We start from the raw sequence: 21,627 nt of genomic DNA on the forward strand, positions 1-21,627 counted from the left end.
ATCATCTGCTCGCCGACGGTGATGAGGCCGGCACGGCGGGCTGTACGGCTGCGTCCGCAACGTCCACCCGACGTTGTTCCGGGTCGCCCGCCGTGCCGGCCTCATCACCGTCGGCGAGCAGATGATTGCCCCGGCCGCCGTCGAGTGGGCCGAGGCCGAACGGCAACACGAAGCTTGGCCGGGCTGGGAGGACAAGCCGGACCGCCGCACCTACGACCGGCTACGGCGGTTCGAGGAGGCCACCTGGGCGGCGGCCGACCGGCTGGGGGCGCCGTCGGAGTACGTCCGGCACGGGCTGGTGGGGCAGGGGGTGTCGGCCGACCGGGTGGCCCTGGTGCCGTACCCGGCCGAGGTCGGGCCGTTCGAGTATGTAGACCGGCGGGGCCGGACCGGGCCGCTCACCGTCGGGTTCGTCGGGCAGGTGAACCTCCGCAAGAACGCGCCGACGGTGTTCACCGTGGCCCGCCGCTTTCGGCCGACCGAAGTGCGGTTCGTCATGGTCGGCCGGGTGTATCTGAAGGCCGCCGCCGTGGCCGCCCACAAAGGTGAAGTGGAGCTAACTGGCCCGCTGCCACGGTCCGAGGTGCCGGGCCGGTTGGCCGGGTTCGACCTGTTCCTGTTCCCGAGTACCTGCGAGGGTTCGGCCGGGGCGGTGATCGAGGCGATGGCCACCGGACTGCCGGTCCTCACCACCCCGAACAGCGGCAGCCCGGTGCGGGACGGGGTGGACGGGTTCGTGCTGGCCCCGGGCGACGTGGACGGGTTTGCTCGCCGCATCGCCGAGCTGGCCGCCGACCCGGACTGCCGACACGCCCTCGGGGCGGCGGCCCGGGAGCGGGTGGCCGGGCTGACCCTGGACCGGTACGGCCGCGAGCTGGCGGCGGTGTTCGACGGGGCGCAGGCGTGAGGCTCTGCTGGGTGCTGCCGGACCTCGGCCACTACCACCACGCCCGCATCCAGGCCTACGCCGAGCGGGGCGAGGCCGACGTGACGGTGGTGGTGGTCGGCGGCAAGGGGCTGTTCGCCGAGTTCGCCCACCGCGGCGACCGGCCGCCGGCCTACCGCACCGTCACCCTGTTCCCGGACCGGTTCTTCGCCGACCTGCCGGCCGCCGATTTGGGTCGGGCGGTTGAAAACGCTCTCGCCGCCGAGCGGTGTTCCGTGGTGCTGGCCCAGGGGTGGGCGGCGGCGTACAGCCTGGCCGCCCTGCGTTGGGCGGTCGCCCGCGACGTGCCCCGAGTGGTGACGAGCGAGAGCCAACGGGACGACTTCGCCCGGTCGCCGGTCAAGGAGTGGGTGAAGCGGCGGCTGGTCGGGCTGTGCGGGGCGGCCCTGTGCGGCGGCACCCGGCACGCCGAGTACGCCCGCGACCTGGGGGTGCCGGCCGACCGCATCTTCCTCGGCTACGACGCGGTGGACAACGCCCACTACGCTGCCGGGGCCGACGCCGCCCGGACCAACCCCGGGGCACGGACCCGGCTCGGGCTGCCGCCGGCCTACCTGTTGGCGTCGGCCCGGTTCATCCCGAAAAAGAACCTGCCAGGTCTGCTCGCCGGGTACGCCGCCTACCGCGCCGCCGTCGGCCCGGGGGCGTGGGAGCTGGTGGTGCTGGGCGACGGAGCCGGACGGCCGGAGCTAGAGGCGCGTCGTGGCGAGCTGGGACTGGCCGGCGTCGTCCACCTGCCCGGGTTCCGCGGGTACGACGCCCTGCCGGCGTACTACGGACTGGCCGAGGGGTTCGTCCACGCCAGCCTAGTGGAGCAGTGGGGGCTGGTGATCAACGAGGCGGCGGCGGCCGGGGTGCCGGTGGTGGCGTCCGACCGCTGCGGGGCGACGGCCGACTTGGTGCAGCCCGGGCGGACCGGCTGGGCGTTCGCCCCGACCGACTCGGCCGCGCTGGGCGCGGCCCTGGTCGAGCTGCACCGCCACCCGGACCGCCGGAGCTTGGGACAGGCAGGCCGTCAACTGGTGGCCGAGTGGGGGCCGGAGCGGTTCGCCGCCGGCCTGTCGGCGGCGGTGGCGGCGGCCACCCCGGCCCGCCGGCCGGGGCTGGTGGGGCGGGCGGTGCTGCGGGCGGTGGCCGCCCGCCCGCCCGTCACCGGCGGCGAATAGAACAGTCGAGTCAACCTCTCCGAGAGTGGCAGTCATGAGTCATCTGGCCGGCAAGCGGGTCGTCGTCACCGGGGGGGCCGGGTTCCTGGGGTCGCAGGTGGTGCGGCGGCTGGCCGACTTCGGCCCGGCCCACGTCGCCACCCCCCGCAAGGCCGAGTACGACCTGACCGAACAGGGTCAGGTTCGCAAGCTGCTCGACGACCTCAAGCCGCAGGTGATCGTCCACTTGGCGGCGGTGGTCGGCGGCATCGGGGCCAACCGCGAGAACCCCGGCCGGTACTTCTACGAGAACGCCGTCATGGGCATCCTGCTCATGGAGGAGGCCCGCAAGCGGGGGGTGCAGAAGATGGTGACGGTCGGCACCATCTGCTCGTACCCCAAGTTCACCCCGGTGCCGTTCAAGGAGGACGCCCTCTGGGACGGCTACCCGGAGGAGACCAACGCCCCCTACGGCGTTGCCAAGAAGGCGCTGCTGGTGCAGGCCCAGGCGTACCGCCAGCAGTACGGGTTCGCCGGCGTCACCCTCCTGCCGGTCAACCTGTACGGCCCCGGCGACAACTTCGACCCGGCGTCCAGCCACGTCATCCCGGCGCTCATCAAGAAGGTGGTGGACGCCCGGGAGGCGGGCCGCAAACACATTGACGTGTGGGGCACCGGCACGGCCAGCCGGGAGTTCCTGTTCGTCCGGGACGCGGCCGACGGCATCGCCACCGCCGCCGACCGGTACGACCACCCGGACGCGGTCAACCTGGGTAGCGGCCGGGAGATCACCATCAAGGCGCTGACGGAACTGGTGTGCGAGCTGTGCCGGTTCGACGGCGAGCTGCGGTGGGATCCGACCAAGCCGGACGGCCAGCCCCGCCGCTGCCTGGACACCACTCGCGCCGCCGAGCGGTTCGGCTGGACGGCGTCCACCGACTTCCGCACCGGCCTGATGGAGACCATCGCCTGGTACGAGGCCAACCGGTGACGGACACCCCGTACCCGCCACGGGGCGGGTTGTCGTCGGTCGGTCGCCGGCCGCGTCGGCGGTGGCTGGTCCGCGGGCTGCTAGCGGTAGTGGGGCTGATGGTGGCGAGCGAGGCCGGGCTGCGGTGGGGGCTGGGCCTCGGCCGCCCGGCGCTGCTCCAGGCCGACCCGGAGATCGGCTACCTTTTCCAGCCGGACCAGCGGCTCACGCGGTTCGGCCGGCGAGTGGTGATCAACGGCTACCACCAGCGGACCGGGCCGGTCGAGCCGCGGCCGCCGGCCGGCACCCTGCGGGTGCTGTGCGTCGGCGACTCGGTGACGTTCGGCGGCACCCTCACGGACCAAGCCGAGACCTACCCCGAACTGCTCGCCGCCCGGCTGCGGGAGACCCACCGCGACGGCCCGGTGGAAGTTCTCAACGCCTCGGCCGGGTCGTGGGGGCTGGGCAACGAGGCCGCCTACCTCCGCCGGTTCGGCACCTTCGGCAGCCGCTGGGTGGTCCTCCAGATCGGCACCCACGACCTGACCCAGGAGCCGTCCACCGGGGCCGTCGTCGGCGTGGCCGACACCCACCCGGACCGTAACCCGCCGGCCGCCCTGATCGAACTCTTCACCCGCTACGTTCGCCCGCGGCTGGTCGGCAACGTGGCCGAGCCGGCCCTGCCGCCGCCGCCCGAGCGACCCGCCGACGCCTCCCTGGCCGACAACCTTGCCCGGCTGGCCGACATGGTGCGGCAGACCCGGGAGGCTGGCGGCCAGCCGCTCGTCCTCCACACCCCGAACCGCGACGAAGTGACCGGAGCAGCCCTGCCGAACCCGGCCGACGAGTCGCGGCGAACCACCTTTCTTGACCGCTGCCGGCAACTCGTGGTGCCGGTGGTCAACCTGCGGTCCGAGTGGGCCACCCGCCCGGACGCCGTCTCCTTTTACCGCGACGAGGTCCACCTCAACCCGGCCGGCAACCGGGCGGTGGCCGACCGCCTGGCCCTCGCCCTCCCATGACCGACCGCCCGCACGCCGTCCTCCTGTACCACTACTTCCAGCCGGACGACGTGATCAGCGCCCGGCTGTTCGGCGAGCTGGCCGACGGGCTGGTGGCCCGCGGCTGGGACGTGACCGCCGTGCCGTGCAACCGCGGCTGCCGGGACGAGGTCGTCACCCGACCAGCCCGCGAACGCTGGCACGGCGTCGACATCCGGCGGGTGTGGCGACCGCGGTTCAAGCAGGCCAGCAACCGCGGCCGGCTGCTCAACGCCGGCTGGATGATCGCCGCCTGGGGGCTGACCGCCGCCGCCCTCCCGAGCCGCAAGCGGGAGGTGGTGGTGGTCGGCACCGACCCGGTGCTGGGGGTGCTGGCGGCCCTGCCGTGGGGGCTGTGGCGGCGCCGCACGGCCGTCGCCCACTGGTGTCACGACCTGTACCCGGAAGCCCCCGTCGCCGACGGCATGGTGGGCGAGCGGTCACCGGCGGTGCGGGGGCTGAAAGCGGTGCTGGCCCAGGCGTACCGCCGGTGCAAGCTGCTCGCCGACCTCGGCCCGTGCATGAGAGAGCGGCTGGCCGCCTACGGCTCGCCCGGCCGGGCCGTCACCCTGACGCCGTGGGCGCTGGTCGAGCCGCCGGCCCCGGTCGAACCCGACCCGGCCACCCGCCGCGACCTGTTCGGCGACGCCGCCCTCGGCCTCTTGTACAGCGGCAACTTCGGCCGCGCCCACAGCCACGCCGAGTTCCTCGACCTGGCCCGCCGGCTGCGGGACACGCCCGTCCGCCTGTGCTTCGCCGGCCGCGGCAACCGTATGGACGAGTTGAAGGCCGCGGTGCGGCCGGACGACACCAACGTGAGCTTCGCCGGGTTCGCCCCGGAGGGCGAACTCGAGAGGCGGCTCGGGGCGTGCGACCTGCACCTAGTCAGCCTGCGGCCGGAGTGGGCCGGGACGGTGGTGCCGAGCAAGTTCTTCGGGGCGCTGGCGACTGGCCGGGGGGTGGTGTACGCCGGCCCGCCGGACAGCGCCATCGCCCGCTGGATCGAGGAGCATCAGGTCGGCTGGGTGCTGACCCCGGCCACGGCCGGGGCGGTCGCCGACGATTTGCGGGCGCTGGCCGCCGACCCGGGACGGCTGGCCAGTCTCCGGCGTCGCTGCCACGCCGTCTACCACCACCACTTCTCCCGCCAGGCCCAACTCGCCCGCTGGGACGCCGAACTCCGGCAACTGCTGCCGCCGGGCTGACCTAATCTTGTCACTTCTCCCATTCCATACTGACTTGGCTAATTGCCCCTAACCATACGGCGATTCAGTCGAGCAAGCTTATACTTGCGGTGTCGGCAGACCAACCGCTCGGCTGGAGGCCGGTCGGCTGCTCGCCCAAGTAACGCGCGACCGCATCTAAGTCGAGTCGGGACAGCAGTGCAGCCGTGATCGGCCGCTTCGCGTCCGAGAACATGAAAGCGCGCAAGTACCCGCGGGCCGGTGTGGAATCGAGTAGGTGGCCGACGCGAGAGGCCGTGTCCTCGGACGGACACGGAAGGAAGTAACAGGTGTCGTCGAACACGACCGGCTGTCCGTGAAAGGGGCCGATGACTTGGAACTGTACCTGCTTATACAGCCCCGAGACGGCCACCTTCCAGTCGATGAACGTGTACGGCCCTACGCCGAACTGCGCGAATCGGTGGCGGCCTCGGTAGATGGAGCTACGTCGCGCGGCCAACCGATCGGCTGCCGATTCGAGGTATGCCCAAGCGGCAGGGGCCGTCCCCCGCAACTGCTCCGGGTCGGCGTCTAGAGAGGTCTGGGTGACTAGCATCCGGCGACGGGTCGCCAACCGTCCACGCGCCAAGTCTGAACTTTTGAGCAACGGATAAACGGCCGACAGTTCGATATGGACCACCTGCCCGGCAGCGTCGGTCAAAGCGCTACCCGACTCGCGCAGCTCGAACACAGCCGCGCAGTCGTGTTTAACACCCGACAGCAGCCCCACGTCCGGCCGGTGTCCAAGTGGTGCCAGCGGTCGTAAGCCGCCGCGTCGGCCACCAACTTGCCGTCACGCCAGCCGAAGGCGCCCTGTGGGCTAGTGGCCAACCTCGCATGTTCGGTGCAACTCATCGCCCCCGTCGCTGGCCCGCACCGTACCACCAGTAGCCCGGCCTCGACGGATGCGCCGAACCACCGCTTGGCGTCAATCAGATACAGGTCGGCCGCCTCGAACCGAACGCCGTCGGCCCAGAACCGGGCGAGCAGCTTGCGGGCAACGGATCGCTTGTACAGAACGGCCAGCCACCCGGACCGTTGAGAGAGCGGTCGGAGCAACTGCAGCATCCACTCTGCGATGTCGAAGTTGCTGCCGCCAGTCTTGGCCGCAAGCCCCGCCTTGCGGTCGAAGTTTGACTTCTGCGGCACGTTGGTGCCGGACCACTTTCCAACGTCGGCAGATGTCACCCAGGGGGGTGCCGACCACCAATACTGGATCAGGGCCAGCCGCAATCACCCGCGACCAGTCTTCGGTGAAGAAGTCGGCACGGCGGACAGACACCCGTCGATCGGCTGCCAGCGGCGCAACGGCTGCATCGACATATGCCGAGTTTATGTCTGCCACGGACACACATGCGGCGTTCGGAAATGCGCCAGCGGCAGCCGCGAGTAAGTTCCCGCTGCCGCAGGTCGGCTCGATCACCATTTTCGGCCCTACTCCGGCTGTGACCAGCAGCCGATAGACCTCGGTCACGAGTCCGTCCGGCGTCTGGTAGTCGCCAAATTCGGCGGAACTGGTCGGCACGGTCAGACAAACCGTCGGAGGCCGGGCACAGTGCCCGCTTGCTCGATGACGCGGGAGTATTGCAGCCGCCATTGGAGCGCGTTCGAGATGGTGAGATAGCCGACAAGTGGTGGCGTCCGTAGCACCTCGTCCGCCAAGTCGGACGCCCCAATCTCGTCGAGCGGCAGCATGCGCTCGGCGAAAAAGGCCGGCAGATCGTCCTTGTTGGCATGATTCGCCGGCAGTTTCAACAAGCCGGTTGTTGTTTGGTAGTCGGCCGTATAGGTGCGCTCCACGAAGACCGCATGAGCGACGGTCAGGCGCGCCGTCTTCGCAACCGGGTCGTCTGCTTTCCGGTAGACGAACACCAACAAGGAGTAGCCGAGGCCGTAGACCTTCTGTCGGGCCGACCGGAACGGGCAGGACGACTGGGGTTGCTTCAGGCTGGTCGTCTTGAAATCGACATCGAGATGCGGGAGGTCGATGCCCTTCGCGGCATTGCCGGGCGGAAAACCGTAGGTGGCCAGCAGTTGCCGGATGAACGTCTGTTCGAGGTGGGTGCCAACCGTCTTGCCGTTGTCCACGCCGTACAGTTCGGGGAAGGCAACTTGGGAGTATGCTGCGGCGAAACCGGTGGCCTCAGCGAGTAGGCCATCCAGAGTCAGCGGCGGGTTCACACACGTTCTCAACGGTCAACATAAATGTATCTCTTCAGTGCAGTCGTGACGAGGCGGAGCTGACCGCGGCATCCAACCAGACCCAGTAATCCTCGTCACCGCCGGTAGAAGCGGTTGGCCAGCAGCCCCTCGCCGGCGAACAGCAGCAGCACGCCGATTAGCAAGTACGGGAACAGGTTCAGCTCGCCCCCCAGCTTGCGGTCCAGCACCTCCCGCAGCGTCACCGCCTTGCCCACCGGCACCACGCTCCCCGGGCCGGTCGCCTCTTCGATCCGCTCGGCCGGCACTTTGGTCAGGTCGAACTCGTCGGCCGGCGGGTTCAGACTGAACCCGTCCTGCCAGTCGCCGGCCCGCAGCCGGTAGCTGCCGGCGGTGAGCGACATCGGCGGCGGCAGCCGCCACTCGGTCTGGCCGTCGGCCACCGGCTGCGTGGCGTCCGGGCCGTTCACCCCCGGCCCCTCCAGCGTCAGCTTGGTGCCCTTCGGCAGCCCGCCCTTCGGCAGCGTCAGCGTCACCGGCTGACCGGTCGGGTAGGTGAAGGTCGCCTCGCCGCTGGCCCCGGCCAGATGCACCGCCAGCCGGTGCGGCCAGACGGTCGGCCAGTCGGTGCCGTCCAGCGTCCAGTTGTCGTTCCACTTGTCGGCCGGGTCGCTGGCCAGGCCGTCGAGGCGGGTGGTGAGCAGCACCACCCGGCCGCCGCCGGGCAACGTCTTCTCCAGCACCGCCGGGGTGCGGTCGGCGTCGTCGTACCGCACCACCACGTTCTCGCCCGGGGCGTCGGCGGCCCAGTACTTGACCGTCTTCCGCGGGTCTTTGATGAACCCCACCCCCGCCCGCTCCCAGTCCTTGAACGGGGCCAGGAGCGGCTGCCGCTCGGCCGCCTCGTCCAGCACCCAGACGGCTCCTAGCCGGCGGTCCCGCTCGCCCGGAGTTGGGGCTGGCTGGCGGGTGCTGTCCACCAGCCGGGTGAGCTTGCCCGGCAGGAACGGGCGGTCGTAGCCGGCCGGGTTGATGCCCTCGCCGCCGAGAACGACCAGCAGTTTGCCGCCGGCGGCGAGGTACGGCTGGAGGCGGTCCCAGAGGCTTTTGCCGTCGGCGAGCGGTTTGCCCGGGTCGGCCAGCCCGAGCAGGGTGACGAACTCGTAGCGGCTGAAGTCTTTCGCCTCGTCCGGCGTCGTCACCACCACGTTGAACTCGCCCTTCGCCTCGTGGGCGAGCGCCCAGAGGTTGGCGGCGGCCGGGTCGTCGCAGACGGTCAGGATGGTGCGGGCGTCGCCCACCTTGAACGTCACGTGGCGGACGTTGTCGGCGGCCAGGGCGTCGTCGCGAACCGTCACTTTGGCTTGGTGCAGTCCCTTCGGTAAGTCGGTGAGGGCGAACCGCACGGCCGTCGGCTGGCCGGCGACGAGCCGCACCGCCTGCGGTTGCGGCGGGCCGTCGTCCAGGCTCAGGGCGGCCTCGGCGTCCACGTCCCCGCCGACGGATTTGAGCGTGGCGGTGAGCGTCACCGGCTGCCCGGCCGGCCCGCTCGCCGGCTTGGCGACGAGGTCGAGGACGGACACGTTGGCCGGGCCGTCGGTGCCCACGTCGAACACCAGATGGCTGACCCCGGGCGGCGGCAGTTGGGCGGCCAGCGACTTCAGGTCGGCTGTGCGGTCAGCGGGCCAGCAGGCCACCGCCCGGTCGGTGAATACGGCCACCAGCTTGGGCAGCGGCTCGGGTTGATCTTCGTCGGCGGTGCGGAGCAGTTGGTAGGCGGCGGTCAGGCCGGTGGTGAGCGGCGGGCCGCCGCCGTGCGGGTCGAGCAAACTCTCCAGCCGGCGGCGGGCGTCGCCGGCGGTCGGCTCCCACTGCACCGCCGGGTCGGCCGGGTCGAGGACGGCCACCTTGCTGCCGGCGGGGAGTTCGTCCAGCAGTTCCAGGGCACGCTTGCGGGCGTCGGCCAGGCGGGTGACGCCGGCGATCTGGTAGCCCATGCTCGGGCTGGTGTCGACGAGCAGCACGCAGGCCACCGGCTGCTCGTCGGCCAGGCCGGCGAGGCCGGAGCCGGAGAGCCGGGGCTGGTAGAGGGCGAGGGCGAACAGGGCGACGAGCAGGCAGCGGAGGGCGAGCAGCAGCAGCTGCTTGAGCCGCAGCTTCCGCTGGCTGACCTTCTTCTTCTGCTGGAGGAACCGGAGGGCGGGGAACGGCAGCCGCTTCGGCTCCTGCTTGAGGATGAGGTGCAGGAGGACCGGCAGGCCGACGAGGGCCACGCCGGCCAGGAGGATGGGGTGCATACCGGCATGTTACGGGGCGGCGTCCGTCGCAGGAGCGGCGGGGGGGCGGCCGAACTCGTCCAGGCCGTAGCGGGCGAAGATTTCGGCCGGCGATACGGACACGATCTGGCCGTCCCGCCATTCGGACACCGACCGCCCCATGCGGGCGTGTTCGAGCAGGGCGTCGCGGGTGGCGAGATAGTGTGCCCGCTCGGTAGCCGGCCGTCGGGCGATGATGGAAGCCAGGCTCGGGCTTAAGGCGGCGTCAGCCATGTTGTCCGCTCCGGTGGAAGGCGGCCCAAAGGGTTTCGTCAACGACCAACTCCTCGGTCGGGTTGCCGAGCGCGAACAGCACCGCCCGGCCGTTCGAGTTGTTGCACACTTCCCAGTAGTCGGCCTGTTGGCGGAACAGGTCGAAGAAGTTGCGGATGCTCTTGGCGTACCGCTGGCGGATCGTCGGCTCCGGGATGTGATGCCCGCCCGACCGCACCCGGTTGGCGACGCGCTCGACGGCCAGCTCCGGACTGCGGAGCCAGTAGTAGTAAAGATACACTTCGTAGCCATTAGCCCGCAAGTCACGCAGCCACGGGGCGTAGGCCCGGCCGGACAGCGTCGTCTCGAACGAGAAGTCCTTGCCGGCGGTGGCCAGCTCGTGCAGGTGGTCAAGCATCAGCCGGCCAGCCTTCGCGGCCTCGGACTCGGGGTTGAACCCGTTGAGTCCTCGCGCGAGGGCGTCGGCGTTCACGAAGCACGGCATCTGCAGCAGGTCTCGCAGCACCCGCTGTGAGGCGGTGGTCTTGCCGGCCCCGTTGATCCCGGCCACAATCGCTACCCGCGGCATGTCGCACCCCCGCGACTAACATACCCCATCGTCCGGCCCGTTTCTCGCTCGGGATGTCCCATGACCCGCCTCCTTGCCTCCGCGCTCGCCCTCACGCTTGCCCCGTCCCTCCGGGCCGACGACTGGCCGCAGTGGATGGGGCCGCAGCGGGACAACGTCTGGCGGGAAACCGGTCTCGTGGATAAGTTCCCGGCCGGCGGGCCGAAGGTGGTGTGGCGAACCCCCGTCGCCAGCGGGTACGCCGGGCCGGCGGTGGTCGGCGGCAAGGTGTTTCTGGCCGACTACGCCAGCCCCAAGCCGCTGCCCGAAGACGGCAACTTCAACCGCAAGCCGACCGACGGCACCGAGTCGTTCCTGGCGTTCGACGCGGCCACCGGCAAGGAGCTGTGGAAGCAGTCGTTCCCGGTCAAGTACGCCATCAGCTACCCGGCCGGGCCGCGCTGCACCCCGCTGGTCGCCGGGTCACTCGTCTACTTCCTCGGGGCCGAGGGGCACTTGCTGGCCTGCGACGTGAACTCGGGCGCGATCAAGTGGCAGGTGGAGCTGAAGGACGCCTACAAGACCACCAGCGACCTGTGGGGGTACGCCGCCCACCCGCTGCTGGACGGCGACCGACTGATTGTGCTGGCCGGCGGCGAGGGCAGCCACGTCGTCGCTTTGAACAAAGACACCGGCAAGGAAATCTGGCGGAGCCAGACCTCGAAGGGCCAGGGGTACGCCCCGCCGCTGCTGACCGACGCCGGCGGGGTGCGGCAGATGATTGTGGCCGGGCCGGCGGCGGTGGTTGGCCTCGACCCGGCCACCGGCAAACGGCTGTGGACCACCCCTTACGCCGCCACCAGCGGGTCGATCATCATGACCCCGGTGCGGGTCGGTGACTACCTGCTGGTGGCCGGCTACGACAACAAGAACCTGCTCCTCAAACTGCTCGCCGACAAGCCGGGGGTCGAGGTGGTGTGGAAGGACAAACTGCGGATGGCCCTGTCGCCGGTGAACGTCCAGCCGATCGCCGACGGCACCACCGTGTACGGGCTGCACCAGAGCGGCGAGCTGATGGCCGTGGCCATTCCGACCGGCGACCGGCTGTGGACCACCACCGCCCCGCTGGCGGCGGCCGAAGCCCCGGCCCCGGCCAACGGCACCGCCTTCGTGGTCCGGGCCGGCGACCACTACATCCTGTTCAACGACCTCGGGGAGCTGATTCTGTGCAGGCTGTCGCCGAAGGGGTATGAGGAGATCGACCGGGCGAAGGTGATCGAGCCGACCGGGGCGGCGTTCGGCCGTAAGGTGGTGTGGAGTATGCCGGCGTTCGCCAACAAGCGGGCGTACATCCGCAACGACAAGGAGCTGATCTGCGTGGAGCTAGGGAAGTGATGGGGGCCAAAGCCCACCCATGATCGTGGGTGGGCTTTGGGGCGTTACCCGAACCGCCGCGTCCGCTGGTGTAGGTACTCCAGCAGCGCCACATCAAAGCCGACGCTGGTGTCCATCGGCACATAGTCCACGTCGGCCGCCCCGCACTCCCGCTTGAGCTGCGCCCGGTACTCGCCCAGGCCGCTCAGGTAGTCGTCGCGGATGCCGCGGGCGTCCACCTCCAACTTCGCCGGCGTCTCCACGTCCTCGAACTCGATCCGCCCCTGGAACGGGAAGTGGACCTCGGCTTCGTCGAGGATGTGGAACAGGATGACCTCGTGGCCGGCGTGCCGCAGCCGGTACAGACTCTTCACCAGCGGGTCGATCTCGGTGAGCAGGTCGCTGAACAGCATCACCAGCCCCCGGCCGCGGATGAGGCCGGCGAGCTGCGTCAGTGCCCCGGCGGCGTCCGTCTCGCCGGCCGGCTTGCTGTTGGCCAGCACGCTCAAGAGCGACCCGATCTGCGACCGCTTGGCCTTCGGCGGCAGCACCGTGCGAATCTTGGTGTCGAAGGTGACGAGGCCGACCGGGTCTTGCTGGTGGACCATCAGGTAGCCCAGCGCTGCGGCCAAACACACGCCGTAGTCGAACTTGGTGAGCGCTTGGCGGTAGGTGTACCCCATCGACCCGGACAGGTCGAGGACGAGGTGGCCGGTCATGTTGGTCTCGGCCTTGAACCGCTTGACGTAGTGCCGGCCGGTCTTGGCGTACACGTTCCAGTCGAGGTCTTTGACGTCGTCGCCGGGGGTGTACACCCGGTGCTCGGCGAACTCGACGCTGGCCCCCTGGAACGGCGACCCGTGCAGCCCGCTGAGGAACCCGCGGACGATGAACTTGGCCCGCAGGTCGAGCCGGCTCACCTGCTGGATCACTTCCGGCCGGAGGTACTGCTCGGCGTGGGTCATGTGGGGATTGTACCGCCGGCCGGCCGCCGCTCGTAGACCCGCCGCAGCTCGGTCACGAAGTGGTGCAGCCGGTACGGCTTCCGCACAAACCCGTCGAACCCGGCCAGCCCGTCGGCGTCGGCCGCCTGCTGCTCGTCGTACCCGCTCGACAGGAGGACCGGCAGCCCCGGGGCCGCCGCCCGGATGTCCCGCAGCGCCTCCCGGCCGTCCATCACAGGCATGAGCAGGTCGAGCAGCACCAGATCGACGCCGCCGGCCCGGACGGCCGCCACCGCCTCCCGGCCGTCGGCCGCCAGCACCACTCGGAACCCGAGCCGCTCCAACATGCCGGCCGCCACCTGCCGCACCACCGGCTCGTCGTCGGCCACCAGTACCGTGCCGGTCGCCCGCCAGCCGGCCGCCGCCGCCGGGGCGGGGGTCGGCAGGTCCGGCCCCGCCACCGCCGGCAGTAGCACCCGCACCCGGGTACCTCGGCCGGGGGCGGTGTCCACGGTGATCGCCCCGCGGTGCCCGCGGACGATGCCCAGCACGGCCGCCAGCCCCAGACCCCGGCCGACGAACTTGGTGCTGAAGAACGGGTCGAACATCTTGCCTGCCGTCTCGGCCGACATGCCGCCGCCGGTGTCGGCCACCTCCAGCCAGACGTACTCGCCGGCCGGCAGCCGGTCGTGGACCCCGGCCGACCGCAGCTCGGCCGGCTCGAACCACCCTGCCCCGGTGCGAACCGTCACCTCCCCGGCGGCCCCGCCCAGCGCCTCCGACCCGTTGATGACCAGATTCATCAGCACCTGTTCGAGCTGGGTGGCGTCGGCCTGACACGCCGGCAGGCCAGCTTGTAGATCGAACCCGAGCCGACACTTCTTCGACACCGACACCTCCAGCAGCGACTTGGCCGCCAGGGTGAGGGCGGTCAGGTCCACGGCGGTGACGACGAACCGCCCCTTGCCGGAGTAGGCGAGCATCTGGCGGGTGAGGTCGGCCGCCCGCTCGGTGTTGCGGGCGGCCTCGGTCAGCAGCCGGCGGGCCGGGGCGTCGGCCGGCAACTCGGCCCGGGCCAAGTCGATGTACCCCATCACCCCGGTCAGGATGTTGTTGAAGTCGTGGGCGATGCCGCCGGCGAGCAGCCCCAGGCTCTCCATCTTCTGGGCCTGGAGCATGTGCCGCTCCAGCTCCCGCCGCTCGTACTCGGCCTGCTCGCGGCGGGCGATCTCCTCCCGCAGTTGGGCGTTGACGGCCGCCAGCCCCGGCAGGGAAAGCGCCCGCGGCAGCGACGGGACGAGGGCCAGCACGGTCGCCCAGGAGGCGACCGCGGTGACGAGCTTGACCACCCCGGACAGGCGGTATCACGGGTGCCAGAAGAGCGTCGCCTCGATGGCGTGGCCGACGCCGCAGCTCAGCACGAAGGCGGCGAACAGCCAGAACACCGGCAGGAACGGCACGTCCCGCCGGCGGAGGACGAAGTACGCCAGCAGGCACGGGATGGCGAAGTAGGCGGCGGCGATACCGCAGTCGGACAGGACGTGGAGCCAGCCGTGGAAGGGGGTCCAGAGGCCGCACGCCCAGCGGGGCACGAACCCGTCGGTGGCGAACAGGCGGGCGGGCAGGTCGAGCATGTGTCACCGACGGTCGGGCCGCCCGGCGGTTTGTCACCCGCGGGACACCCGATGGTGTAGCCCTGCCCGCCACCGGGCGGTGGGCAAACCGTTGCGCATCACACGAAACACTCACGACCGGCGACGGGAGAGGCGACGCATCCACTACTGGCGATCCGATCGGGCCAGCCGGGTCCGCGTGATGTCGCAATGGTCGCCGGCGAAGAAGTGGTCGAGTAGCTGCTCGAACACCGACCCGGGCGGCGAGACGGCCGCGAACAGCGTGGCCGACGACTTCAACTTGAGGGCGTCGGTGCGGCCGAAGATGTCCTCGGCGGAGCGGTCGGCCACCCCGAGGGCGGCCGTGGCGCACTCGATCAGCCGCGGCCCCAGCACCGGGTGGGCGAGGTAGGCGGTCGCCTCCGCCCGGCTGCGGATGGCGTACCGCTGGGACATCGGGCTGACGCCCAGCCCGGCGAACTGCGGGAAGACGAACCACATCCAGTGCGACTGCTTGTCGCCGGCCCGTATTTCCGCGAGGGCGGTGGCGTACACGTCCGCCTGGGCGCGGACGAACCGATCCAGGTCGTGCGGGTCGGCAGTCATGGCGTTGCTCCCGGTTCGAGCGGCTGCCGAGTGGGTGTGGCGTCTGGTGGAACCCGGAGCGTGAGCGACGGGGTGGCCCCCGGGGTGGGGGGCTGTCACTACACCCCGGGGGCCACCCCGTCGCTCACGCTCCGGGTTCCATCAGCAGCTACAGCGGCTCGGGAGCCGCTCTAACAGCCCCAAAGCCCACCCGTTGCAACGGGTGGGCTTTCGCCCGAATCGTCACCCCACGAACACGCCGCCGCGGAACCCGCTCAGGTCGTCGAACCCGCGGGCCGCCGGCGGCTGGCCCGGCCGCAGTTGGCTGCCCAGGTAAACCGTCACCCGGCTGCCGTCGCCGCTGCCGCTGGCCGCCACGAGGTCGCTCTTGGCCCCGGTCGTGCCGGTCTGCCCGCTCAGGTCCCGCACCGTCACCTTCACCCCGCCGCGGTCGGTTTGTGGGCCGGCGAAGAAGTCGCTGACAGCCGTCTGACGGTTGTTCAGCAGGTCGGCCCCGCTCAGCACCCGCACCCGCGGACCGCCGCCCGGGCCGCCGCCCAGCACCACCTCGGCCTTGCCGTCTCCGTCCACGTCGCCGGCGGCCACATACGCCCCGTTCCGCAGAGCCTGCTCGAAGGCGAAGAAGTCGCCCACCAGCCGCCGCGGGGTGTTCCGCACGCCGATCACCGTCGTGCCGTCGTACACCGCCACCCGCGGCCCGCCGCCGACGCCGGCCGCCACGATCAGGTCCGGCGTGCCGTCCCCGTTCACGTCGCCCACCGCCACCCGGGCGCCGCCGCGGAAGTTCGTGTCCTCGATGCCGAAGAAGTCTTGCAGGGTGGCCCCGGTCTTGCCGCTGGTGATCTTCACCCGCGGGCCGCCGCCCACGTCGGCGCTGAACACGTAGTCCTCGTACCCGTCCCGGTCGATGTCGGCCGAGGCCACGAACAGGCCGCCGGTGAAGCCCACCTCGAACGGCTGGAAGGTGGCCACCTCGGTGCCGTCGTCGGCGCTGAACACCCGGGCGTCCGGGAACCGGCCGGGGCCGGGCACCACCACGACGCGGTTGCCGCGGGGGTCGCGGGCGACGGCCGCCCGGGTGCCGCCGAGGAAGCCCGGGTCGAACGGGGTGAACTGCGTCCGCACGCTGCCGTCCGGGTTGTACACCGTCACCCGGCTGGCGATGCCGTCGCCCAAGCCGACGGCGGTGAGCGACGGCAGCCCGACGACCGGCGGCGGGTTGTCCAGGTCCACCGGGATGCCGGTCACGGTGAAGCCGAACCCGGCCGTCAGCGACCCGACCGAGGCGCTCGCCGTGTACTGCCCGGCTACCGCCCCGGCGACGACCGTCACGGTGCTGCGGCCGTCCGCCCCGGTGAGGGTGGAGGTGAAGGTGCCGCCGCCGCCGGCGACGGTCACGGCCACGCCCGGCACCGGGTTCTGGTACTGGTCCAGCACCTGCACCCGCACCGGGGAGAGAGTCGCCCCGGCCCGGGCCGTCTGGGCGTCGCCGGCGATCACGGCCACGCTGGTCGGCAGCCCGGCGGTGGCCGTCAGGGTGAAGGTGGCCGACGCCCCGGTGTCGGCCAGGGCGGTCGCCGTGAACGTGCCGGCCTGCTCGCTCGGGGCCACCCGCACCTCGGCCACCCCGTCGTCCCCGGTCGGCACCCGGGCCGACTCGAACCGGATGCCCACCCCGGTGAAGCTGATGACCGTGCCGGCCGGCACCGGGTTGCCGCCGGCGTCCGTCACCCGCACCCGCAGCAGGCTCGGGAACTGGTTCGACTCGCCCACCGCCACCCGGCTGTCGCTCACCGGGGCCGACTGGTTGTTCCCGTCCAGGATGGCGAGGCCGGCCGGCAGCCCCGGCACGTTGGTCAGTTGCACGTCGGCCACCAGCTCACCGGCCGACGCCCGCACGGTGTACGGGGCCGCCTCCACCTGGGCGTTGGCGACGGCCGCGTTGCCCGTCGCCGCCGAGAAGGTGGCCCGCCCGTCGGCGTCGCTCACCGCCGTCACCCCGTCATTCGCCAGCCCGGCCAGCCGACCCGTATCGAGGTCGTTCAGCGTGACCGTCACCCCCGGCCGCGGGTTCAGGTACTGGTCGCTCACCAGGAACACGAGCGGCTTGGCCGGGGCCGACAGGATGCGGACCAACTGGCCGTTGCCCGACTGCTCGTTGCCGTCCGCGTCCGGCAGGGCCGGCGACACCCGGCTGGCCACGTCCGGCAGGTTCTGCAGCGTCACCGTGTCGTTGGCCGCCACCTGCAGCAGCCCGTTCGTGTTGGTGGCCGTGGCCGACACCAGCACCGTCACCAGCCCGGCCTTCGTCCCGGCCTTCAGGGTGATGGTGGCCACCCCGCTCGCGTCGCTCGTGACGGTCGCCAGTTGGCTCACCACGGCCGGGTCGCCGCCGGCGGTGAACGACCCGCTGGCCGACACCGCCGGCACGGCGAACGGGTTGTCGCTCCCCTTGCCGCCGGCCGGCAGCACCACCGTAAAGGTGACGGTCGCCCCGGCCAGCGGGGTGCCGGACGAGTCCCGGACGGTCACGCTCAGCGGGGCGTAGTCGGTGCCCACCACCGCCTGGAACTGGGCCGGCACCGACCCGTCCGCGGGCAGGGTCGGGCGGATCACGTCGCTCGACCCCAGCCCCGGCCGGACGTACAGCCGGAACCCGAGCTGCTGGCCGCCGAAGCTGGCCGTCTGGGTGAACGTGCCGACCACCGGCCGGGCCGCCAGGTACACGAACCCGGAGCCGCTGCCGGCCGTCGCCGGGGCGTCCGGGTTGATCACCAGCTTGCTGCCGAGCGGGAAGGTGGCCCCCACCCCGGACCCGACCGGGTTGAACTGGAGTTCCACCTTCTGCGTCGTCACCGGCAGCCCGTACTCGTCCTGGGCGGACACCGTGATGGGCTGCGGGAACAGGCTGTTCGGGGCCGTCACCTGCTGGGGCGGGCCGAACTGCCCGGGCAGGGCCGGCACCACCAGGAAGGTGCCGGGGTTCTGCACCTCGACGGCCCCGGCGTCCAGGGTGAACCCGGCCCGGCGGGCGAACCCGCTGCCCCGCTCGTCCAGGTTGGTCGCCACCCCCGGCAGGGACTGCAGCTCGGTGTACCCGCCGGTGTTGGTGATGTCGATCAGCACGCTGCCCGCCTGCGGCACCCGGGTGAGCAGCCCGCCGCCGTGGTCGGCCAGCGCCCCCAGCCCGGGCACCAGCGGCGTCGTCGAGGTGCCGTTGGCGGCGACCGTCACGGCCGCGCTGGTGTTGAACAGGGTGGCCCCGGTGTCCAGCACCCCGACCACGTTGCCCGGCTGCGGCCGGGCCGTGTACCCGGTCAGCCGGAGCGTGTTGCGGGCGGCCGCGGTGGTGTTGAAGAACCACCCGCGGAGGTCGGCGAACTCGGCCTTGCCGGCCGTGGTGTTCTCGGCCACCACCGTGTTGCCCAGTTCCACCCGGGTGAACTTGCTCCCCGGCCGCACGTCCAGCGAGGTGTTGCCGGACAGCTCGAAGATGTTGGCGGTGGACTGCTGCCAGTGGATGCCGCCGGCCCCGCTCGACAGGGCCACGTTCCGCGTCACCGTCGAGTTGAAAATCCGCACGTCCAGCCAGCCGCCGTCCACCCCGATGCCGCCGCCGGTGTTGGCCGTGTTTCCGTCGAACGTGCTGTTGATGATGCTGCCGACCGTGTCGCCGGCGTCCGACAGGTTGTTTCCGCCAGCCGCCTTGTCCAGGTCGGCCGAGGAGAACAACCCGCCACCCCGGCCGCCGGCCGTGTTGCCGCTGAACGTGCTGCCGCTGACGAAGAAGTCGTCGTCCCGGGCGAGCAGCCCGCCGCCGTCCCCGGACGCCGCCTTGTTGTTGGTGAACTGGGACTGGCTGAAGGCGTAGGTGACGCTGTTGGCCACCCCGAACGACCCGCTGCCACCGCTCGACAGGGCCACCGCCCCGCCCCCCTGCGTGGCCGTGTTGGTGTCGAAATAGCTGTTGGTGAACTGACTCTGCCAGGTGACGGTCAGGGTGTCGGCGAAGGCCACCGCCCCGCCGTACTCGGAGGCCGTGCTGTTCAGGATCCGCACGTTGTCGAACGACACCGGGGCGTTCTGCACCCGCACCGCCCCGCCGGTGTCGGACGCCCCGCCGTCCAACGTCAGGTTGTTGACCACCACCCGGCCGTACCCGTCGGTGGTGCCGCGGATGTCGAGGAACCGGAAGGCCGGGGTGCCGGCCACCCCGGACCGGCGGAGGGTGGCCCCGTTGCCGTCCAGGGTGATGAGCGGGGTCGTCACCTTCACCGCGGTGGCCGGCACCAGCGGCCCGAGGGCGCTGCCGCCCACGGCGGCGTCGTTGAACACGTAGGTGCCGCCGGCGAACAGCCGGATGGTGTCGGCCGCGTCGTCCGCGCTGGCGGCGGCCACATAGGACCGCAGCTCGGCGTTGGCGGCGGCGGGGGAGACGGCCGGATCGACCGTGCAGATGTACACCGCCGGCACGTCGCGGGTTTCCAGCCCGAGCAGGTCGAGGCGGCGGGCGGTCAGGCGGCGGTGCGACGACATAAAGTGTGCCCTGGCCGGCCGGGGTGTCCGGCGGGGGAGTGTGCGGTGCATCCCGATTGTGCGCCCGCTGACCCGTGCCAGCAAGGGGGCCGGCGGCACCAGTCCGGGGAAGCGGCGGCGGGCGTAGCGGTTCCGCCGGCGGCGCCGGCTGACCGGCCCACCAGTCCTGACGATTCACCCCCCGCCGGGGTTTTGCCGGCCGGTTGACCCGCCCCCGCCGGCCGTTAGGATGGGGGTTGAAGTGTCACCCGCCCGAGGCTCACCGTGACCCCCGAAGCGCTCAACACCTTCGTCAAAGCTGTGCCGTTCCGCCCGTTCCGCATCACGCTGGTTAACGGGACGACGTATGACATCCGACACCCCGAAATGCTTCTGCTCACCCGCCGGGACGCCTTCCTGTCCGTCCGGGACAACCCGGACGGCGAGTTCGCCGACCGGGTGATTGCCATCGGGCTGTCGGTCGTCGCAAGCGCCACCCAACTCGACACCCCCGCCCCGGCCCAGCCCCAGGACTCCGCCGCGTGACCCGCTCGCTCCCGCTCGCCGCCGACGCCCCCGCCAAGCCGGCCGGGTCGTTCTCGTTCGTCAGCCTCGGCTGCCCGAAAAACACCGTCGACTCCGAGCGGATGCTCGGCAAGCTGGCCCAGGACGGGTACGCCCTCCAGCCGGACGCCGACGGGGCCGACGTGGTGGTCGTCAACACCTGCGGGTTCATCGAGCCGGCCCGCCAGGAGTCGATGGCCGTCATCCGCGAGATGCTCGAACTCAAGAAACAGGGTCGCATCGGCGGGGTGATCGTCGCCGGCTGCCTGGCCGAGCGGAACCGCGAAGGGCTGATCGCCGAGTTGCCGGGCGTGGATCAGGTGCTGGGGGTGTTCGGCCGGGAGGAGATCGCCGCCGCCGTCGCCGGCGTCGCCGCCAAGCGGAAGACGCTCACCGGCCTCGACCTATTCCCGCCGGCTCCGGCCCGGGCACTGCCGGACACCGACCGCCTCCGCATCACCCCGCGGCACTTCGCCTACCTGAAAATCAGCGAGGGCTGCGACCGCCTGTGTACCTACTGCGCCATCCCGCAGATGCGGGGCAAGCACGCCACCAAGCCGCTCGAACAGGTGCTGACGGAGGCCCGGGAGCTGGCCGCCGACGGCGTCCGCGAGCTGAACCTGGTCGCCCAGGACAGCACCTACTGGGGCATGGACCTGTACGGCAAACCCCGCCTCGCCGACCTGCTCCGCGAGCTGGACCGCATCGACGGCCTCGAGTGGGTGCGGCTGCTGTACGCCTACCCGGAACACGTCACCGACGAGTTGCTGGCGGTGATGGGAAGCTCGAAGAAGCTGGTGCCGTACATCGACATCCCGCTCCAGCACATCAGCGACCGGGTGTTGCGGCGGATGGTCCGGCGGGTGGACCGGGCGGCCACCGAAACCATCCTGCACCGGCTCCGGGCGGCGGTGCCGGGGATCGCCGTGCGGACCACCTTCATCGTCGGCTTCCCGGGCGAGACGGACGCCGACTTCGACGAGTTGCTCAGCTTCGTGCGGGACTTCCAGTTCGAGCGGGCCGGCGTCTTCCCGTACTCGTTCGAGCCGACCACGTCTTCCGCGAAGCTCGACGGGCACCTGCCCGAAGAGGTGAAGCTGGCCCGCCGGGACGCGCTGATGGAGGCCCAGCAGGCGGTGGCCTTCGCCCACGCCGCGGGGCAGGTCGGCAAGGAGCTGGCGGTGCTGATCGACGGCCCGGACGCGGACAGCCCGACGCAGTTCGCCGGGCGGACGACGGCCGACGCCCCGGACATCGACTGTGCCATCCGGGTGAAGGGCAAGGGGCTGCGGGCCGGCGACTTGGTGACGGCGAAGGTGACGGCGGCCGACGGGTACGACCTGCTCGGCCGGGCGGTGGGCAAGCCCCGCTAACGACGCGGCTAACCGCGTCCGCTCACTTTCTTCTTGCGTCCGGCCGGACGCCTGTCTA

19 protein-coding genes are annotated in these 21,627 nt (G+C 71.4%); 8 read left to right on the top strand and 11 right to left on the bottom strand.

Annotation, left to right across the window (positions count from 1 at the left end):
* Positions 1-73 precede the first annotated feature (73 nt).
* The 5 genes from DP116_RS30280 to DP116_RS30300 all read left to right on the top strand — a co-directional run bounded on the left by DP116_RS30280 (position 74) and on the right by DP116_RS30300 (position 5,306).
* Positions 74-907 (top strand): glycosyltransferase family 4 protein, encoded by an 834-nt coding sequence (locus DP116_RS30280; RefSeq protein WP_169155635.1) that lies wholly within the window; start codon positions 74-76, stop codon positions 905-907.
* An 11-nt stretch (positions 908-918) separates the two neighbouring features.
* A complete protein-coding gene (locus DP116_RS30285; protein WP_169155636.1) occupies positions 919-2,112 on the top strand; it encodes a glycosyltransferase in 1,194 nt (397 codons plus the stop codon).
* A 34-nt stretch (positions 2,113-2,146) separates the two neighbouring features.
* Positions 2,147-3,082, top strand: a complete 936-nt coding sequence (locus DP116_RS30290; RefSeq protein ID WP_169155637.1) for a GDP-L-fucose synthase family protein — start codon at positions 2,147-2,149, stop codon at positions 3,080-3,082.
* 98 nt (positions 3,083-3,180) lie between these two features.
* The gene (locus tag DP116_RS30295) at positions 3,181-4,083 is read left to right on the top strand and encodes an SGNH/GDSL hydrolase family protein (RefSeq protein WP_169155638.1); all 903 of its coding nucleotides are present in this window, start codon (positions 3,181-3,183) and stop codon (positions 4,081-4,083) included.
* Positions 4,080-5,306 (top strand): glycosyltransferase family 4 protein, encoded by a 1,227-nt coding sequence (locus DP116_RS30300; RefSeq protein ID WP_169155639.1) that lies wholly within the window; start codon positions 4,080-4,082, stop codon positions 5,304-5,306. Before DP116_RS30295 ends, DP116_RS30300 begins: the two co-directional genes overlap by 4 nt.
* Positions 5,307-5,370: 64 nt before the next feature.
* Here the strand turns inward: DP116_RS30300 and DP116_RS30305 are convergent, their stop codons facing one another.
* The 6 genes from DP116_RS30305 to DP116_RS30330 all read right to left on the bottom strand — a co-directional run bounded on the left by DP116_RS30305 (position 5,371) and on the right by DP116_RS30330 (position 10,601).
* On the bottom strand, positions 5,371-5,985 hold the full coding sequence (locus tag DP116_RS30305) for a hypothetical protein (RefSeq protein ID WP_211173252.1): 615 nt from the start codon (positions 5,983-5,985) through the stop codon (positions 5,371-5,373).
* Positions 5,982-6,512, bottom strand: a complete 531-nt coding sequence (locus DP116_RS30310; protein ID WP_169155641.1) for a hypothetical protein — start codon at positions 6,510-6,512, stop codon at positions 5,982-5,984. The genes DP116_RS30305 and DP116_RS30310 overlap by 4 nt, the downstream gene beginning before the upstream one ends.
* A gap of 339 nt (positions 6,513-6,851) precedes the next feature.
* Complete coding sequence (locus DP116_RS30315; protein ID WP_169155642.1) at positions 6,852-7,505, bottom strand: type II restriction-modification system restriction endonuclease; 654 nt, start codon at positions 7,503-7,505, stop codon at positions 6,852-6,854.
* A gap of 95 nt (positions 7,506-7,600) precedes the next feature.
* The gene (locus tag DP116_RS30320; RefSeq protein WP_169155643.1) at positions 7,601-9,781 is read right to left on the bottom strand and encodes a vWA domain-containing protein; all 2,181 of its coding nucleotides are present in this window, start codon (positions 9,779-9,781) and stop codon (positions 7,601-7,603) included.
* Positions 9,782-9,790: 9 nt separating this feature from the next.
* The gene (locus DP116_RS30325) at positions 9,791-10,033 is read right to left on the bottom strand and encodes a hypothetical protein (protein WP_169155644.1); all 243 of its coding nucleotides are present in this window, start codon (positions 10,031-10,033) and stop codon (positions 9,791-9,793) included.
* Positions 10,026-10,601, bottom strand: coding sequence for an ATPase (locus tag DP116_RS30330; RefSeq protein ID WP_169155645.1), 576 nt, complete (start codon positions 10,599-10,601; stop codon positions 10,026-10,028). The genes DP116_RS30325 and DP116_RS30330 overlap by 8 nt, the downstream gene beginning before the upstream one ends.
* Before the next feature lie 60 nt (positions 10,602-10,661).
* Between DP116_RS30330 and DP116_RS30335 the strand changes: the two genes are divergently transcribed.
* Positions 10,662-11,975: an outer membrane protein assembly factor BamB family protein gene (locus DP116_RS30335; RefSeq protein ID WP_169155646.1), complete on the top strand. Its 1,314-nt coding sequence runs from the start codon at positions 10,662-10,664 to the stop codon at positions 11,973-11,975.
* A gap of 44 nt (positions 11,976-12,019) precedes the next feature.
* Here DP116_RS30335 and DP116_RS30340 read toward each other — a convergent pair whose 3' ends face one another.
* From DP116_RS30340 to DP116_RS30360, 5 genes are all read right to left on the bottom strand, one after another.
* A complete protein-coding gene (locus DP116_RS30340) occupies positions 12,020-12,919 on the bottom strand; it encodes a DUF58 domain-containing protein (protein ID WP_169155647.1) in 900 nt (299 codons plus the stop codon).
* The gene (locus tag DP116_RS30345; protein WP_169155648.1) at positions 12,916-14,247 is read right to left on the bottom strand and encodes a response regulator; all 1,332 of its coding nucleotides are present in this window, start codon (positions 14,245-14,247) and stop codon (positions 12,916-12,918) included. The genes DP116_RS30340 and DP116_RS30345 overlap by 4 nt, the downstream gene beginning before the upstream one ends.
* A 15-nt stretch (positions 14,248-14,262) precedes the next feature.
* Positions 14,263-14,532, bottom strand: a complete 270-nt coding sequence (locus DP116_RS30350) for a hypothetical protein (protein ID WP_169155649.1) — start codon at positions 14,530-14,532, stop codon at positions 14,263-14,265.
* 144 nt (positions 14,533-14,676) lie between these two features.
* Positions 14,677-15,117, bottom strand: coding sequence for a DUF1810 domain-containing protein (locus DP116_RS30355; RefSeq protein ID WP_169155650.1), 441 nt, complete (start codon positions 15,115-15,117; stop codon positions 14,677-14,679).
* Positions 15,118-15,339: 222 nt separating this feature from the next.
* Positions 15,340-19,653 (bottom strand): beta strand repeat-containing protein, encoded by a 4,314-nt coding sequence (locus DP116_RS30360; RefSeq protein ID WP_169155651.1) that lies wholly within the window; start codon positions 19,651-19,653, stop codon positions 15,340-15,342.
* Between the two features lie 264 nt (positions 19,654-19,917).
* Between DP116_RS30360 and DP116_RS30365 the strand changes: the two genes are divergently transcribed.
* Positions 19,918-20,178 carry a hypothetical protein gene (locus tag DP116_RS30365; protein ID WP_169155652.1) on the top strand — a complete coding sequence of 87 codons (261 nt, stop codon included), beginning with the start codon at positions 19,918-19,920 and terminating at the stop codon, positions 20,176-20,178.
* The gene (rimO, locus tag DP116_RS30370; protein WP_169155653.1) at positions 20,175-21,569 is read left to right on the top strand and encodes a 30S ribosomal protein S12 methylthiotransferase RimO; all 1,395 of its coding nucleotides are present in this window, start codon (positions 20,175-20,177) and stop codon (positions 21,567-21,569) included. Before DP116_RS30365 ends, rimO begins: the two co-directional genes overlap by 4 nt.
* Positions 21,570-21,627 lie beyond the last annotated feature (58 nt).

The organism is Brasilonema bromeliae SPC951 (assembly GCF_012912135.1).
In the GTDB taxonomy this organism is placed as follows: Bacteria; Cyanobacteriota; Cyanobacteriia; order Cyanobacteriales; family Nostocaceae; genus Brasilonema; species Brasilonema bromeliae.